At 55.8% G+C, this 16010-nt stretch carries 16 protein-coding genes; 15 read left to right on the top strand and 1 reads right to left on the bottom strand.

From position 1 onward, the window contains the following. Positions 1 to 65 precede the first annotated feature (65 nt). From ENH71_RS08375 to ENH71_RS08315, 13 genes are all read left to right on the top strand, one after another. Entirely contained in the window at positions 66 to 1526 is a 1461-nt protein-coding gene (locus tag ENH71_RS08375) for a glyceraldehyde-3-phosphate dehydrogenase (RefSeq protein ID WP_294134677.1), read from the top strand. A 261-nt stretch (positions 1527 to 1787) separates the two neighbouring features. Further along, positions 1788 to 3146 carry a Na(+)-translocating NADH-quinone reductase subunit A gene (locus ENH71_RS08370; protein ID WP_294134679.1) on the top strand — a complete coding sequence of 453 codons (1359 nt, stop codon included), beginning with the start codon at positions 1788 to 1790 and terminating at the stop codon, positions 3144 to 3146. A 14-nt stretch (positions 3147 to 3160) separates the two neighbouring features. Beyond that, a complete protein-coding gene (locus ENH71_RS08365) occupies positions 3161 to 4378 on the top strand; it encodes an NADH:ubiquinone reductase (Na(+)-transporting) subunit B (RefSeq protein ID WP_294134681.1) in 1218 nt (405 codons plus the stop codon). Further along, complete coding sequence (locus tag ENH71_RS08360; protein ID WP_294134682.1) at positions 4368 to 5159, top strand: Na(+)-translocating NADH-quinone reductase subunit C; 792 nt, start codon at positions 4368 to 4370, stop codon at positions 5157 to 5159. The genes ENH71_RS08365 and ENH71_RS08360 overlap by 11 nt, the downstream gene beginning before the upstream one ends. 13 nt (positions 5160 to 5172) lie before the next feature. Beyond that, entirely contained in the window at positions 5173 to 5835 is a 663-nt protein-coding gene (locus ENH71_RS08355; protein WP_294134684.1) for an NADH:ubiquinone reductase (Na(+)-transporting) subunit D, read from the top strand. After that, positions 5835 to 6443 (top strand): NADH:ubiquinone reductase (Na(+)-transporting) subunit E, encoded by a 609-nt coding sequence (gene nqrE, locus ENH71_RS08350; RefSeq protein ID WP_294134686.1) that lies wholly within the window; start codon positions 5835 to 5837, stop codon positions 6441 to 6443. The genes ENH71_RS08355 and nqrE overlap by 1 nt, the downstream gene beginning before the upstream one ends. A 43-nt stretch (positions 6444 to 6486) precedes the next feature. Next, on the top strand, positions 6487 to 7713 hold the full coding sequence (nqrF, locus tag ENH71_RS08345) for an NADH:ubiquinone reductase (Na(+)-transporting) subunit F (RefSeq protein WP_294134687.1): 1227 nt from the start codon (positions 6487 to 6489) through the stop codon (positions 7711 to 7713). A gap of 124 nt (positions 7714 to 7837) precedes the next feature. Beyond that, a complete protein-coding gene (locus tag ENH71_RS08340) occupies positions 7838 to 8914 on the top strand; it encodes an FAD:protein FMN transferase (protein ID WP_294134689.1) in 1077 nt (358 codons plus the stop codon). A gap of 26 nt (positions 8915 to 8940) precedes the next feature. After that, positions 8941 to 9123, top strand: a complete 183-nt coding sequence (nqrM, locus tag ENH71_RS08335) for a (Na+)-NQR maturation NqrM (RefSeq protein WP_294134691.1) — start codon at positions 8941 to 8943, stop codon at positions 9121 to 9123. Between the two features lie 23 nt (positions 9124 to 9146). After that, positions 9147 to 10532, top strand: a complete 1386-nt coding sequence (gene sthA / locus ENH71_RS08330) for a Si-specific NAD(P)(+) transhydrogenase (protein WP_294137667.1) — start codon at positions 9147 to 9149, stop codon at positions 10530 to 10532. A 33-nt stretch (positions 10533 to 10565) separates the two neighbouring features. Further along, positions 10566 to 11597: an NAD(P)H-dependent glycerol-3-phosphate dehydrogenase gene (locus ENH71_RS08325; protein WP_294132401.1), complete on the top strand. Its 1032-nt coding sequence runs from the start codon at positions 10566 to 10568 to the stop codon at positions 11595 to 11597. A 66-nt stretch (positions 11598 to 11663) separates the two neighbouring features. Beyond that, entirely contained in the window at positions 11664 to 12272 is a 609-nt protein-coding gene (locus ENH71_RS08320) for a DUF4389 domain-containing protein (protein ID WP_294132398.1), read from the top strand. Next, complete coding sequence (locus tag ENH71_RS08315; protein ID WP_294132395.1) at positions 12265 to 13209, top strand: DUF4892 domain-containing protein; 945 nt, start codon at positions 12265 to 12267, stop codon at positions 13207 to 13209. Before ENH71_RS08320 ends, ENH71_RS08315 begins: the two co-directional genes overlap by 8 nt. Here ENH71_RS08315 and folE read toward each other — a convergent pair. After that, positions 13206 to 13757, bottom strand: a complete 552-nt coding sequence (folE, locus tag ENH71_RS08310; RefSeq protein ID WP_317622371.1) for a GTP cyclohydrolase I FolE — start codon at positions 13755 to 13757, stop codon at positions 13206 to 13208. The two genes, ENH71_RS08315 and folE, sit on opposite strands and share 4 nt — an antisense overlap. 148 nt (positions 13758 to 13905) lie before the next feature. Here folE and prmB point away from each other — a divergent pair, with 148 nt between their 5' ends. Then, positions 13906 to 14787, top strand: coding sequence for a 50S ribosomal protein L3 N(5)-glutamine methyltransferase (gene prmB / locus ENH71_RS08305; protein WP_294132393.1), 882 nt, complete (start codon positions 13906 to 13908; stop codon positions 14785 to 14787). A gap of 69 nt (positions 14788 to 14856) precedes the next feature. Then, positions 14857 to 15942: a chorismate synthase gene (gene aroC / locus ENH71_RS08300; protein WP_294132390.1), complete on the top strand. Its 1086-nt coding sequence runs from the start codon at positions 14857 to 14859 to the stop codon at positions 15940 to 15942. Positions 15943 to 16010 lie beyond the last annotated feature (68 nt).

The following is a 16010-nucleotide window of genomic DNA, read 5'->3' as shown; positions in this document are numbered from 1 at the left end:
CTGAGTAAATTCAGCGGCGTGACACGCGTTCTTTAATTCACTCGACGAGCAGACAGGTACCCCACGTGACACGACCCAGCCCGGACGATTATTTCAGTGATTGGAAGCAGAGAGAGGCGCTCGCCCAGGAAATGATTCCTGTGGTGGGGCGATTGTACAGCGAGCGCAACGTCGGCGTATTCATATACGGCCGCGCGCTGCATAACAAATCTGTGACCAGTATCATGAAGTCTCATCGGTTCGTGCGGCAGGTTGGCCGCAACGAGATGTCCGAGTTTGAAAGTCACCCCGTGCTGATGGCGCTGGCCAAGCTCGATCTGTGGCATTGCCAGCTCGACCTGGGCAAGCTCACCGTCAAATACATGGAGCTGCAGCAAAGTGGCAAGGCGCCTGATGTGGATGCATACGTCGCTGACGAGCTGAAGTATCTGGTCGGCGTGAAAACACCGCCCAGTGAAAAGTCGCAGGATATTGTGCTGTACGGTTTTGGCCGCATAGGGCGTCTGATTGCCCGCCTGCTGATCGAGCGCACCAGCACCGGCGAGGTCATGCGTCTGCGCGCCGTGGTCGTGCGCCCGGGCCAGGAAGGCGATCTGATCAAGCGTGCCAGCCTGTTTACAACCGACTCGGTACACGGGGCCTTCCAGGGTACCGTTCGTATTGACGAGGACAATAACTGCCTGATTGCCAACGGTAATGTCATTCACATTATTTACGCCAACGGCCCTGATGACATTGACTACACGCAGTACGGTATCAGTGATGCACTGGTTATTGACAATACCGGCAAGTGGCGTGATGAGGCAGGTCTGTCTTTGCACCTGAAGTCCAAAGGTGTCAGCAAGGTGATGCTGACCGCGCCGGGCAAGGGCAACCTGAAGAATATCGTCTACGGCATCAACCATGACCAGATCAGCCCGGACGACACCATCATCACGGCAGCCTCGTGCACGACCAATGCGATCGCGCCGGTCCTGAAGGTGCTCAATGACAAGTTTGGCGTGGTCAGTGGCCACGTGGAAACCGTACACGCTTACACCAATGACCAGAACCTGATCGACAACTACCACACCGGTAACCGCCGCGGCCGCAGTGCTGCGCTGAATATGGTGTTGACCGAAACCGGTGCTGCCAAGGCTGTGGTCAAGGCTGTGCCCGAGCTGGCCGGCAAGCTCACCGGAAACGCGGTCCGGGTCCCCATCCCCAATGTGTCGATGGCCATCCTGATGCTCAACCTGGGCACTGAGACCAGTAAAGTGGAAATCAACGAGTTCCTGCGTGTATTGGCGCTGCACTCGCCGCTGCAGGATCAGATCAGCTATACCCAGGACCCTGACGCTGTGTCCAGCGACTTTGTCGGCTCGCGCGAGGCGGCTATTGTGGATTCGACTGCCACCATTGTTGATGGCAACCGCTGTGTGTTGTACTTGTGGTATGACAATGAATTCGGCTACTGCAACCAGGTAGTGCGCATGGTCTACAAAATGGCCGGCGTCAGCTACCGGATCTATCCGCGCGAGGCGTGATCCGGAGCAACCGGCGCTCGGATAATCGGGTGCCGGTTGATTTTCCAGCAATAAAAAATGCTGGCAAATCAGCGTGCTTGCGTCTATAATTTGGGCGCGTTTTGACGGCACCTGCCGATACCTGTGCCGATCGTTGGCGGCCATCGCCAATCACTCTTTATCGGTAGAGATATCTCTCAAAAACAGCGGCGCAGCAAGCGTTGCGATGCACATGCATGACAAACAACTGTTAATCCTGAAAATTATTACTAGGCCTGATGAATGATCAGAATTAAGCGCGGGTTGGACTTACCTATCAATGGCGCTCCGGAGCAGGCGATTCATGACGCCGGACCGGTTCGTACGGTGGCGGTCCTGGGACAAGACTACATAGGCATGAAGCCTACGATGGACGTCAAGGAAGGCGACAGGGTCAAACTGGGACAAACCATTTTCACTGACAAGAAGACACCAGGCGTGGTTTATACCGCGCCCGGTACCGGTGTTGTGAAAGCGATCAACCGGGGTGAGCGACGGGTATTCCTGTCGCTGGTCATTGAGCTGGACGACGCCGATGACGATGCCGTCACCTTCGCCAGCTACCCGGACGCCGAGATCGCGTCGCTGGCGCGCGACAAGGTGGTGGAAAATCTGGTGGCATCCGGGCTGTGGACGGCGCTGCGTACCCGCCCGTTCAGCAAGGTGCCCGATCCGCAGACCAAGCCCGACTCCATTTTCATCAACCTGATGGACAGCAGCCCGCTGGCGCTGGACCCTGAAGTGGTCGCCCGCGAATATTCGCAGGATTTTGTCCGTGGGGTGAATGTGCTGGCCCGTTTGACCGAAGGCAAGGTGTACCTGTGTCACCGGGATGGCAGCTTTGAGGGTCTGGCAAACGAAGCCTTTGCCGATAACGTTGTCATTGAAGCCTTTTCCGGACCCCATCCTTCAGGTTTGAGTGGTACTCACATCCACTTTCTGGATCCGGTCAGTCTTAACAAGTGGGTCTGGACCATGGGATTCCAGGACGTGATCGCGAGCGGGAAACTGTTCGCCACCGGCAAACTGTGGACAGAGCGCTTTTTTGCGCTGGCCGGTCCTCAGGTCAAACAGCCGCGCCTGCTGCGCACGCGACTGGGTGCCAGTCTCACCGAACTGACAGAAGGTGAGCTGAAAGACGGCGAGAACCGAGTTGTCAGTGGCTCTGTGCTGGCGGGCCGCAAGGCAGCGGCACCGGAAGATTTTTTAGGGCGACACCACCAGCAGGTGGTCGTGCTGCTTGAAGGTCGGCAGCGGCCAATGTTCGGCTACCTGTCGCCGGGTGCCAACCGGCATTCGAATATGGGTATTTACCTGAGCAGCCTGTTCAGGGGCAAGAAGCTTGACATGACCACTACCACCAATGGCAGCGAGCGCGCCATGGTGCCAGTTGGCACTTACGAGACAGTCATGCCGCTGGATATCCTGCCTACCCAGTTGCTGCGCTCCCTGATTGTTGGCGATATTGAAACCGCCATGAGTCTGGGTGCTCTCGAACTGGACGAAGATGATCTGGGTCTGTGCACCTATGTGTGCCCGGGTAAATACGAATACGGTCCGATTCTGCGTGGCAATCTCACGCGAATCGAAAAAGAGACTTAATGGAAATCTGACACATGGGTCTGCGCAAAATACTCGATGATTTAGCGCCGCAGTTCGAAAAGGGCGGCAAGTACGAAAAAATGTATGCACTGTATGAAGCGGTGGATACCATTTTTTACAGTCCGAGCAAGGTCACAGTGGCCGGTTCTCACGTGCGTGATGGTATCGACCTGAAACGTATCATGATCACGGTCTGGCTGTGTGCTTTTCCGGCCATGTTCTACGGTATGTACAATGTCGGTTATCAGGCCAATATGGCCATAATCAACATGGGCCTGGAAGGGCTTGATGGCTGGCGCGGGGCGATTCTGGGCCTGCTGGCGGGCAATGACCCGAACAGTATCTGGGATAACTTCTGGTACGGCGCCGTGCATTACATTCCTATCTACGCCACGGTCTTTATCGTTGGTGGTTTCTGGGAAGTGCTGTTCGCCGTCAAGCGTGGCCACGAAATAAACGAAGGTTTTTTTGTCACCTCCATCCTGTTCTCACTGATTGTGCCGGCGTCACTGCCATTGTGGCAGGCGGCCCTGGGTATCTCCTTCGGTGTTATTGTGGGCAAGGAAGTGTTCGGCGGTACCGGCAAGAACTTCCTCAACCCGGCACTGACCGGCCGTGCCTTCCTGTTCTTTGCCTATGCGCCGCAGATCTCGGGTGATTCGGTGTGGACCGCAGTAGACGGTTTCTCAGGTGCCACGGCGCTGAGCCAGATCGCGACCGACGGCCTGCCGGCACTGATGGCGGCAACCGGTGAACAGCTGACCTGGATGGACGCATTCATCGGACGTATGCAAGGCTCCATCGGCGAGGTGTCAACGCTGGCGATTCTGATCGGCGCCGCGGTGCTGCTGATCACCCGGATTGCATCCTGGCGCATCATACTCGGCACCTTCCTGGGTATGGTGATTTTCTCGACCCTGCTCAACCTGATTGGTTCTGATAGCAATCCGGCGTTTGCCACGCCCTGGTACTGGCATCTGGTGCTGGGCGGGTTTGCCTTTGGCATGGTGTTTATGGCAACCGACCCGGTGTCCGCTTCCATGACCAATACCGGCAAATGGGTGTACGGTCTGCTGATCGGTTTCATGGTGGTGATGATCCGAGTGCTGAACCCAGCGTATCCAGAAGGTATGATGCTCGCCATTCTGTTCGCCAACCTGTCAGCCCCGCTGATCGACTATTTTGTCGTGAAGGCCAATATCAAACGGAGGATTGCCCGCAATGTCGTCTAATGTGAACTCCGTAAAGAATACCCTGAAGGTGGCACTTGGCCTGTGTGTGGTGTGCTCGATTGTCATATCAAGCGCGGCCGTTATCCTCAAGCCCATGCAGACCGCCAACGAGATACTGGATCGCAACAAGAACATCCTGATCGCTGCGGGTGTGTTTGATCCCAACGTGCATACCAATGCCGATGTGGCTGGCATGTTCGAAGAGTTCACGCCGCGTATGGTGGATCTGGATGAAGGGCGCTATCTGACCGAGGAAGAGATGCAGGAGCTGGGGCTGAATCCCCAGACCTACGATCAGCAGACAGCAAAGAACGACCCGGCCATATCCGAAGCGCTCAGTGGCAGTGAAGATGTTGCATCCATCCGCCGCCGAGCCGATTACGCCACGGTTTACGTGATTCAGAATGACCAGGGCGAGTACCAGAGTGTGGTCATTCCGGTCAGTGGTTATGGGTTGTGGGGAATCATGTACGGCTATCTGGCACTGGAAAGTGATGGCAACACCGTGCGCGGTATCGGTTTCTATGATCATCAGGAAACACCGGGACTGGGCGGCGAGATCAGCAATCCGCGCTGGCAGGCACAATGGCCGGACAAAGAGATCTACAACGAAGACAATGAAGTGGCATTCCGTGTCGTAAAAGGTGGTGGTCAGGGTGAGCACCAGGTTGACGCTTTGTCAGGTGCAACGCTGACCAGCCGCGGCGTTGAGAACATGATCGAATTCTGGCTCGGGGAGCGCGGTTTTGCGCCTTTCCTGCGAAATGAAGTGCGGAGCTGAAGAGGGTTAAACAATGTCTATGAACAAAACAATTCTGATCAAGCCGATATTCGCGGATAACCCGATCGCATTACAGATTCTGGGCGTGTGTTCGGCGCTGGCGGTGACGACCAGCCTGTCCGTCACCCTGGTGATGTGTATTGCATTGACCACAGTGACCGCGTTCTCCAACCTGTTTATCTCGATGATTCGTAATCAGATGCCCAGCAGCATCCGTATCATCATCCAGATGACCATTATTGCCTCGCTGGTGATCCTGGTGGACCAGTTCCTGAAGGCATTTGCCTACGAAATCAGCAAGCAGCTCAGTGTGTTTGTGGGTCTGATCATCACCAACTGTATTGTCATGGGTCGGGCCGAAGCCTTTGCCATGAAAAATCCTCCGATACCCAGCTTTATAGACGGCGTCGGCAACGGTCTGGGTTACAGCGTGGTGTTGATTGTGGTGGGTACGCTGCGTGAACTGTTTGGTTCGGGTTCGCTGCTCGGCTTCACGGTGTTGCCAACGGTGGCCAATGGTGGCTGGTATCAGCCCAATGGCCTGATGCTGCTGGCGCCCAGTGCGTTTTTCATCATCGGTTTCTTTATCTGGATTCTGCGTAACAAATACGCTGAGCAAGTCGAGAAAGATGAGTTTGTCATGGCGCCGCATACGGCACAGAAGGGGGCGCACTGATGGAACATTATCTGAGTCTTTTTGTCACCGCCGTGTTTGTGGAAAACATGGCGCTCATGCTGTTCCTGGGCATGTGTACGTTCCTGGCGGTGTCCAAGAAAGTGGAGACTGCGATTGGCCTGGGTATTGCTGTTGTGGTTGTGCAGACCATTACTGTGCCGGTCAATAACCTGATTTTCCATTACCTGCTCAAAGATGGCGCGCTGGCCTGGGCCGGTCTGCCTGATGTGGATCTGAGTTTCCTTGGCTTTCTGTGTTACATCGGCGTAATTGCAGCCATGGTGCAGATTCTGGAAATGTTCCTGGACAAGTTTGTGCCGGCGCTTTACAACGCGCTGGGCGTGTTCCTGCCATTGATCACTGTGAACTGTGCCATTCTGGGTGCCTCTCTGTTCATGGTTGAGCGTAGTTACACTTTCCCGGAAAGTGTTGTGTACGGTATTGGCGCCGGGTTCGGCTGGGCGCTGGCGATTGTGCTGTTGGCCGGTATTCGCGAAAAAATGAAATATAGTGATGTGCCGGCAGGTCTTCGTGGTCTGGGTATCACGTTTGTCAGCACTGGCTTGATGTCACTGGGCTTTATGTCCTTCAGTGGTCTGTCGCTTTAAATAATTTTGTAACCCACGTTGAAGTGAAAAGGTTTCAGAAATAATGGATATCACAACGATTGTAGCTGGCGCATTGATGTTTACCGTCGTGGTAATGTTGCTGGTGATGTTGATTCTTGCTGCCCGGGCCAAGCTGGTCAGCTCCGGTGATGTAAAAATCGAAATTAACGGTGATCCGGACAAGTCCATCACCGTGCCTGCCGGTGGCAAGTTGCTCAACACGCTGGCCGATGCCGGTATTTATCTGTCTTCAGCATGCGGCGGCGGTGGTACCTGTGCGCAGTGCAAATGCCAGGTGCTTGACGGAGGCGGCTCCATGCTGCCAACGGAAGCCGGTCATTTTACCATGGGTGAAGCCAAGGAAAACTGGCGCCTGTCTTGCCAGGTAGCCGTCAAGCAGGACATGAAGATTGAGGTAGATCCTGAGTTCTTTGGCGTCAAGCAGTGGGAATGCGAGGTTATCTCCAACCACAACGTGGCGACCTTTATCAAAGAGCTGGTGCTGAAGATCCCGGAAGGCGAGGTCGTCGACTTTCGCGCCGGTGGTTATGTGCAGTTGGAGATCCCACCGCATGAAGTGCAATTCAAGGATTTTGAAATTGAAGAGCGCTTCCGCGATGACTGGGAAAAATTTGGTCTGTTTAACCTGACCTCAAAGTGCGATGAAACCACCATCCGTGCATATTCCATGGCCAACTATCCGGAAGAGTTCGGCATCATCAAGTTCAACATCCGCGTGGCAACACCGCCACCGCGCACCAACTACCCGCCGGGCATCATGTCGTCCTATATTTTCAACATGAAGCCGGGTGACAAGATCAAGGTGTTTGGTCCCTACGGTGAGTTCTTCGCTAAAGAGACCGATAACGAAATGGTCTTTATCGGTGGTGGTGCGGGTATGGCACCAATGCGTTCACATATCTTTGATCAGCTTTGCCGTCTCAACAGCAAGCGCAAGATATCGTTCTGGTACGGTGCACGCAGCAAGAAAGAAATGTTCTACGTGGAGGATTTCGACAAGCTTGCCGAAGAACACGATAATTTTGTCTGGCATGTCGCGTTGTCAGAGCCGCAGCCGGAAGATAACTGGACCGGTTACACCGGGTTTATTCACAACGTGGTGAAAGATCACTATCTGAAGGATCATGAGGCGCCGGAAGACTGTGAGTACTACATGTGTGGACCGCCCATCATGAACGCATCCTGTATCAAGATGCTGAAAGATCTGGGCGTGGAAGACGAAAATATCGCACTGGATGAGTTCTCCTGATTCATGCTGTGCCACCCGGGTGGCACTTATTGGATCCAGGACGTAAACCGGGGGAGCAAGGGTGCTGTGCTGACAGTCCTGCTCCCCTCTTTTTTGGTTAACAGGCTGTGGTCGGAGAGTGTGCTTGAAGTACCATCTGAAGTACCTTCGTCGTTTCAGTTTTACCCTGGCATTTATGGGTCTGTTCCTGGCCTGGCTGTGGCTGGGTCCGGAAAGCCCGGCTGAGGTTTATCAACTTGACGGCAACACCATGGGCACCCGTTACAGTGTCCTGGTTGCCGGGTTTCCGGAGGCTGTCTCGGACAGTGAGCTGGCCGAGGGCATTGAACAGCGTCTGTATCGCATTGATCGTGAATTGATGTCGACGTATGCTCCGGATTCGGAGCTGTCCCGTTTCAATCGTTTCGGGGTCGGTCAATGGATGGATGTTTCCCCTGAGCTTGCCGATGTCATGGCGCAGGCGCAGGTGGTCAGCGAGCTGACCGGAGGCTATTTTGATGTCACCGTGGGCCCGTTGGTTGATCGTTGGGGCTTCGGTCCGGTGCAGGAGATGGCGGGCTCGCCGCGCATTCCAACCGATGTCGAAATCGCGCAATTGCGCGAACAGACCGGTTATCGTTATCTGGAGGTGAGTCAGCAGCCGCCGCAATTGCGCAAGCTGCGCGATGTGCGCGTTGATCTCAGCGGGATCGCCAAAGGTTATGGTGCAGATGTCATCGCTGATTATCTGGATTCCGTGGGCCAGGAAAGTTATTTTATCGAGATCGGTGGCGAATTGCGCATCCGCGGCATCAAGCCGGACGGTAGCAGTTGGGTGCCGGCGATTGAGAAGCCGGGGCAGGGTGCACCGGAGGTGCATGACATCATTGTGATTGACGGACAATCGGTTGCCATCGCCGGATCAGGAGATTATCGCAATTTTTTTGAACAGGATGGTGTAAGATTCTCGCATGAGATTGATCCGTTCACCGGTCGCCCGGTCAGCCACGACCTGGCGGCGGTATACGTGATTACGGATACCGCCATCATGGCGGATGCGCTGGCCACCGCCTTCATGGTGATGGGGGCTGAGCGTGCTCACGAGCTGGCACAGCGCCTGGACCTGGCGGCCTATTTTATTACCAAACGCCGTGATGACGAGGGATTCGACAGTCGTTATACAGCACGCTTTGCAAACTATCTGTCGGACGACGACGTGTGACCTGACAACAATCTGGAGGGATGGACATGACAACCTTGATCGCAAGTTTTGTAATTATGCTGATGGTCGTCGGAGGTATGGCAGTGGGTGTGCTGCTCGGTCGCGAGCCCATCAAGGGTTCCTGCGGCGGCCTGAACAATGCCGGTGTTGAAGGCACTTGTGAGCTGTGTGGCGGAAGCCCGGCCAAGTGCGAGGAAGTGTCGAAGTAGTAACAACAGGAGCAGTCTGGACAATGGCAAAGAATTCCTACGATATTATTGTGGTCGGCAGCGGTCCGGCTGGCGAATCCGCGGCGATCAACGCAGCAAAGCACGGCAGGCGCGTGGCGTTGATTTCCGACCGCGATAAGGTAGGAGGTAACTGCACGCACCTGGGCACGATCCCGTCGAAAGCACTGCGCCACTACGTCAAACAGATCATGCAGTTTCGCTCCAACCCTTTGCTGCGCGAGTTCGCAACACTGCACAAACCCAGTTTTCAGGAAATCATGTGTCACGCTGACCGGGTGATTGACGAGCAGGTGTATCTGCGCAGCAATTACTACGAGAAGAATGATGTTGAAGTGATACGCGGACATGCGACCTTCCTCGATGCCAATACCATCAAGCTGGGCAACAAAGGGCCGACGCTGAAAGCCGAGCATTTCATTGTTGCCACCGGCTCGCGCCCGTACCGGCCGGAGAGTGTCGATTTCACGCACCCGCGCCTGTTTGACAGCGACAAGATACTCACGCTGGATCACTCACCCAAGAAAGTCACTGTCATTGGCGCCGGCGTCATCGGTTGTGAATACGCGTCCATATTTGGTGGCCTGGGCTGCAAGGTGGAACTGATCAATCCCGCGGAATCGCTGCTGTCCTTCCTTGATTGGGAGATATCCGACGCGTTGAGTTATCACTTGCGTGATATAGGCGTGCGCAGCCGCCACAACGAAGAATATGAGTCCATTGAGTACAACGACAAATACGTTGTTACTCACCTGGCCTCAGGCAAGAAAATAAAAAGCGACATCATCCTGTGGGCCAACGGTCGAACCGGTAACTCCGATGGCATGGGGCTGGACAAGCTGGGTATCAAGGTCAATGCGCGCGGGCAGGTGCAGGTCAATGAGCGATATCAGACGGCGCAGGAGAACATCTACGCTGCCGGCGATATTATCGGCTGGCCCTCGCTGGCCAGCGCATCCTACGATCAGGGCCGTGCCGCCTGCAACGCCATCGTGGATCCTGATGAGTTTGTCGCCATTGACCGTGTCGCCTCGGGAATCTATACCATCCCCGAGATCAGCACGCTGGGCAAGACCGAGCAGGAGCTGACCGCTGCCCAGGTTCCGTATGAAGTGGGCAAGGCCTTCTTCAACAACACCGCGCGTGGCCAGATAACCGGCGAGCAGGTGGGCATGCTGAAGCTGATTTTCCATTTCGAGACCCTGGAAATTCTCGGCATCCACTGTTTCGGTGACCAGGCCTCGGAGATTGTCCACATTGGCCAGGCCATCATGGAGCAGCAAGGCGCCGCCAACACCATGAAGTATTTCCTCAATACCACATTCAACTACCCGACCATGGCAGAAGCCTATCGCATTGCGGCGCTGGACGGCCTCAATCGGGTATTCTGAACACTGAACGGACTTTCGAGCGGGAGACAGGAAATGCCCACGCATACAGTCAGCGTATTGGGAGGCGGTAGTTTTGGCACAGTGATCGCCAATATCGTCGCCGCCAACGGTTATAAAGTAAACTTCTGGATGCGTAACCCCGACCTGGTAGACGAGGTCAACCGGACCCACGAAAACCCGCATTACCTGCCCGGTTACCAATTGGATGAGAACGTGCATGCCACCGCTGATATCGAGCAGGCGGTCAGTGGCAGCCGCCTGGTCTTTGTCGCTGTGCCCAGCGCCTATTTCCGCACGGTGGTGCGAAAAATGTTGCCCGCTTTGACTGCCGATACCATACTGGTGAGCACGACCAAAGGCATCGAAGCAGGCAGTTTTCTGCTGATGAGCCAGGTGATGCGCGAGGAAGCACCGGGCGCCCGTATCGGTGTGCTCAGCGGACCCAATCTGGCCAGTGAGATTGCCAGGCGCAACCTCGCCGGCACGGTAATCGCCAGTAACGATGACATGGTCCGTGACCGCGTGCGTGACGTATTAAAGAGTGAGTATTTCAGGGTCTACACCAATGACGACATGTTCGGCGTTGAACTGGGCGGCTCATTAAAGAACATCTATGCCATCATTGCGGGTCTTGCTTCAGCCATGGGCATGGGACAAAACACCAACGGTATGCTGATTACCCGCAGCCTGACCGAAATGGCGCGCTTTGGCCGGGAGCTGGGAGCGGACCCGATGACATTCCTGGGCCTGTCCGGCGTCGGCGATCTGATCGTAACCTGTTCGTCTTCGCTGAGTCGCAATTTTCGTGTAGGCTTTGCCCTGGGGCAGGGCAAATCGCTGGAGGAGGCCGTGGCCGAGATCGGGCAGGTCGCAGAAGGTGTCAACACCCTGAAACTGGTCAAGGAAAAGGCCGACGAGTTGGGCATCTACATGCCTCTGGCGTCGGGTTTATATCAGATTGTTTATGAAGGCAAACCGGTCAGCCAGGTTATCTCGGCCCTGATGCTGGGTGAAGGCGCGCTGGATGTAGAGTACGAGGCACACCAAAGTAAAACGCTGAATTGACAGGGACAGCTTGAAGTAACACCTGGTGTCAGTTTGGCGACAAAGATCACAACAGGAGCCCGGGACATGTCTGACGACTATGTGGAAAATCTAAAGAAACCTTCAGCGTGGTTGCGCGTGCTGTTCATGGCCGGCTTTGTGCTGGCGCTCTATGTGGCCGGTGTTATCCTGCTGGTACTGATGCTGGCGCAGATTCTGTTCAGCCTGATTACCGGTGATGACAATGTCAATCTGCGCCGTCTGGGCAGCAGCCTGACGCTGTATGTGTCCCAGATTCTCGGATTCCTGACCTATAACAGCGAAGAAAAACCGTTTCCGTTTGCACAGTTTCCGCTGGCGAATGAAGACGAAGTCGATGATGTGACCACCGCCGATACCGCCGATTTTGCTTCGCAGCCGGCAGCACAACAGACACCGGCAGCAGGCAGCGAAACCGCTGCCGAATCTGCAGCCAAAGTCATGGCGGAATCGGCAGCACGGCGCGCCACCAGGTCTACCAGCAAAACTCCCAAAGCTTTCACCGGCAAGCCGGTAGCGTCGGACGCCTCGACAACACAGACTACTGCTGACATCAAGACCGCAACGCCCGCCGAACCCGGGGCTGAGGCCGACACCGACACCGGTCCCGAGATGGGTGTCACCGATGTCGTCGACAAGCAGGCAAAAGATGTTTGATTACTGTTTGCGCGGGTTGTTATTGGCTGCGCTGCTGGCCCTGAGCTCGACGCTGGTGCATGCCGACGTCGCCGGGTCATCGGACTACCCTGGCGTTGAGCGTTTCCCCGGGTCCACTATTGTTGACTACCGGGAACAACCATCAACCGTCTATAACCTGCCACTGGGCCGCATGCAGCGGGCTGCCGGTACGGTAGCGCCAAGCCGGTCAGAGCGTTTTCAGGGGCACCTGTACCGGATCACCTATGAAATTCCCGGTGGTTTCCTCACCGATGAAGTTTTCCGGTTCTATCGAGATCAATTGTTGAGACAGGGGCAGCAGGCGTTGTTCAGCTGTCAGGGCAGGGGGTGCGGCAGCAGTAATTTCTGGGCCAATGATGTGTTTGACAACCGCATTCTGTACGGACCGGAAGCCAACCAGTTCTATTCGGCCAGCACCTATCAGAGTATGCGGGAGCGGGAACAGATCAATGGTTACGCGGCTCTCTATGTGGTGACACGGGCCAACCGTCGCATGTATGCCCATATCGACTTCCTGGAACTGCCGGCGCAGCTGGCGGCTGAGCAACGCGAAGGCCTGAATACCACCCCGCAAGCGCTGGAGCAACGACTGGCGCGCGAGCGGGCCGTGGTTATCACCGACCTGAGCTTCAATGACAGCGATGAGCTGGTCAATGTCGACGGTATCGATCTGATTGTGGATGTGCTTGGCCGTGACGCCCTGCTCGAGGTTTATATTGTCGGGCATCTGCAGGACAGCGGTTCGCTAAGCGAGCTGCAGGCGCGCTCAAGGCAACGCGCGCAAGCGGTAGTGGACCGGGTGGCTGCCTCCGGTATTGATGCGGATCGCCTGCAGGCCCAGGGCCTGGGGCCGCTGGCCCCAGTCTGTCGCCCCGGCCCCTGTGGTCAGCGCATCGAGATGGTGCTGCGGCCCTAGCGCTGCTGCACCAGCGACAGGAACTCGTTGCGTGTGTTCTGGCTGCTGCGGAAGGCGCCCAGCATGCACGAGGTCGTCATCACCGAGTTCTGTTTCTCCACTCCCCGCATCATCATGCACATGTGCTGGGCTTCGATGATCACGGCTGCGCCGCCGGCACCGGTCTTCTGCACGATCACCTCGGCGATTTCCTTGGTCAGGTTTTCCTGGATCTGCAGGCGACGGGCAAATACGTCAACGATGCGGGCAATCTTGGACAGCCCGATGACTTTGCCCTTGGGCAGATAGGCGACATGACATTTGCCAATAAAAGGCAGCATGTGATGCTCGCACATGGAATATAATTCAATGTTTTTGACGATCACCATCTCTTCGGACTCAGACGGGAACAGCGCATTGTTGATAACTTCATCAATGTCCTGCTGGTAACCGCGGGTCAGAAACTGAATGGCCTTGGCTGCGCGCAATGGGGTGTCGCGCAGGCCGGGACGCGAGAGGTCCTCGCCGATGGCGCTGATGATTTCACTGTAGGCTGTTTCAATGGTCATGACAGCGATTCAGTCCTGTGTAGTTTATAGGGGGCTGGTTAAAAGGGCTTGGTCAAAAAAGGAGACATACCCTACGATATCGCTGCCCAAGCGTAAAGTGATTTTTAGCATCGCCGTCAGGCACGCGCGATGCAGCAGGAAACCGACAATGAATGTACAAGCCTGTGTTGAGCAAAGTTGCAGCATGTTTGAAGACGCCGGGCTGTATTATGGCCATGGTACGGACAACCCCTGGGATGAAGCGGTGTATCTGGTGTTCACCGTGCTGGGTTTGCCATTTGGTGATGATGACAGCAGCCAGCAGGCGGTGGCGCAGCGGCAGGTGACGACAGCTGAGTGGCAGCGCATCGAAACGCTGGCCCGGCGACGCTGTGATGAGCGGCTGCCCATGGCCTATGTGTTGGGCGAGGCCTGGTTCGCCGGTCTGCCGTTTTACGTCGATGAGCGTGTGTTGGTGCCGCGCTCGCCAATTGCGGAGTTGATTCTGCAGCAGTATCAGCCTTTGCTCAGCGCGCCACCCTCACGGGTGCTGGATCTGTGCACCGGCAGTGGTTGTATTGGTATCGCGACCGCATTGGTGTTTCCCGAAGCCCGGGTCGATCTGGCAGACATCTCTGCCGATGCACTGGCCGTGGCGCAGCAGAATATCATCCGGCACGGGCTGCAGGATCGGGTCAGAATCGTGTGCTCGGATTTGTTTGCTGACGTGTCGGGCGCTTATGACCTGATCGTCTCCAATCCGCCCTATGTATCGGCAGAGGAGGTGGCAGAGCTGCCACCGGAATACCAGCGAGAGCCGGCATTGGGTTTGCTGTCCGATGAGGATGGTCTGGCCATTCCTTTACAGATACTGCGACAGGCCAGCAAACATCTGACGCCTGCCGGCGTGCTGGTACTGGAGCTGGGGTTTACCTGGAGCCTGCTGGACCAGCGTTATCCACAGTGGCCGGTCACCTGGCTGGAGTTTGACAGCGGTGGCGAAGGTGTCCTGGCCATTGCCCGTGATGCGCTGATTCGTGCCGAACGCTGAATTCGTGTATAATTTGCGCCTTTTCGACACGCTGAAATTTTCTGTAATCTCGCGCTGGGGCTCCGACACATGTCCGGTAATAGCATAGGTAAGTTGTTCACGGTCACCAGTTTTGGCGAAAGTCATGGTCTGGCGCTGGGTTGTATTGTTGACGGATGCCCGCCGGGATTGGCGTTGTCAGAGGAAGATCTGCAGCGCGATCTGAATCGTCGCAAGCCGGGACAGTCGCGGTTTACCACGCAACGGAAAGAAGCCGATGCGGTGAAAATTCTGTCCGGTGTGTTCGAGGGCAAAACCACCGGTACGCCGATTGGACTGATGATCGAAAACACCGATCAGAAATCAAAAGATTATAGTAATATCAAGGATATATTCAGGCCGGCTCATGCTGATTATACCTACCAGCAGAAGTATGGATTCCGTGACTACCGTGGTGGCGGGCGCTCATCGGCGCGCGAAACCGCGATGCGGGTGGCCGCCGGCGCCATCGCCAAGAAGTATCTGGCGCAGCAGTTCGGTGTGCAGGTACGCGCCTATCTTAGCCAGCTGGGCCCGATCAAAGCTGAGCAGTTTGACTGGGATCAGGTGGAGCAGAATGCGTTTTTCTGTCCCGATGCCGGCAAGGTAGCGGAGATGGAAGCTTACATGGCGGCGCTGAACAAGGAAGGTAATTCCATCGGCGCCCGGATATCCGTGGTGGCGTCAAGTGTACCTGTGGGGCTTGGCGAGCCGGTGTTTGACCGGCTGGATGCGGATATCGCACACGCACTGATGAGCATCAATGCCGTCAAAGGTGTAGAGATCGGCGCCGGTTTTGATTCGGTCAGCCAGAAAGGCACCGAGCATCGTGATGAAATGACGCCGGAAGGCTTCTTGTCCAACAGCGCCGGTGGGGTGCTGGGCGGTATCTCCAGCGGACAGGATATCGTCGCGCATATTGCACTGAAACCGACATCCAGTCTGCGCCTGCCGGGACGTGCGATTGATGTCGCAGGTAATCCGGTGGAAGTGGTGACGACCGGGCGTCACGACCCCTGTGTCGGCATTCGCGCGGTGCCGATCGCTGAAGCGATGCTGGCCATTGTGCTGATGGATCACCTGCTGCGGCACCGGGCACAGAACTTTGATGTACGCTGCTCAACGCCGGTAATTTAGATTTATCATTGGGTTAAGTAATTAAGTTAGAATTTTGATTAATTATTAACAGTTGTTTTTTGACAGGT

Origin of the sequence: Pseudohongiella sp. (assembly GCF_011050365.1) — a bacterium.
Lineage (GTDB): Bacteria > Pseudomonadota > Gammaproteobacteria > Pseudomonadales > Pseudohongiellaceae > Pseudohongiella.
This window is presented reverse-complemented; position numbering and strand designations above follow the sequence as displayed.

What these genes read in the sequence shown, in the direction of transcription:
- ENH71_RS08370 (WP_294134679.1), top strand. Translation starts at nt 1,788, where the DNA reads ATGATCAGAATTAAGCGCGGGTTGGACTTACCTATCAATGGCGCTCCG.
- ENH71_RS08365 (WP_294134681.1), top strand. Translation starts at nt 3,161, where the DNA reads ATGGGTCTGCGCAAAATACTCGATGATTTAGCGCCGCAGTTCGAAAAG.
- ENH71_RS08360 (WP_294134682.1), top strand. Translation starts at nt 4,368, where the DNA reads ATGTCGTCTAATGTGAACTCCGTAAAGAATACCCTGAAGGTGGCACTT.
- ENH71_RS08355 (WP_294134684.1), top strand. Translation starts at nt 5,173, where the DNA reads ATGTCTATGAACAAAACAATTCTGATCAAGCCGATATTCGCGGATAAC.
- nqrE (WP_294134686.1), top strand. Translation starts at nt 5,835, where the DNA reads ATGGAACATTATCTGAGTCTTTTTGTCACCGCCGTGTTTGTGGAAAAC.
- nqrF (WP_294134687.1), top strand. Translation starts at nt 6,487, where the DNA reads ATGGATATCACAACGATTGTAGCTGGCGCATTGATGTTTACCGTCGTG.
- nqrM (WP_294134691.1), top strand. Translation starts at nt 8,941, where the DNA reads ATGACAACCTTGATCGCAAGTTTTGTAATTATGCTGATGGTCGTCGGA.
- sthA (WP_294137667.1), top strand. Translation starts at nt 9,147, where the DNA reads ATGGCAAAGAATTCCTACGATATTATTGTGGTCGGCAGCGGTCCGGCT.
- ENH71_RS08325 (WP_294132401.1), top strand. Translation starts at nt 10,566, where the DNA reads ATGCCCACGCATACAGTCAGCGTATTGGGAGGCGGTAGTTTTGGCACA.
- ENH71_RS08320 (WP_294132398.1), top strand. Translation starts at nt 11,664, where the DNA reads ATGTCTGACGACTATGTGGAAAATCTAAAGAAACCTTCAGCGTGGTTG.
- ENH71_RS08315 (WP_294132395.1), top strand. Translation starts at nt 12,265, where the DNA reads ATGTTTGATTACTGTTTGCGCGGGTTGTTATTGGCTGCGCTGCTGGCC.
- folE (WP_317622371.1), bottom strand. Translation starts at nt 13,757, where the DNA reads ATGACCATTGAAACAGCCTACAGTGAAATCATCAGCGCCATCGGCGAG.
- prmB (WP_294132393.1), top strand. Translation starts at nt 13,906, where the DNA reads ATGAATGTACAAGCCTGTGTTGAGCAAAGTTGCAGCATGTTTGAAGAC.
- aroC (WP_294132390.1), top strand. Translation starts at nt 14,857, where the DNA reads ATGTCCGGTAATAGCATAGGTAAGTTGTTCACGGTCACCAGTTTTGGC.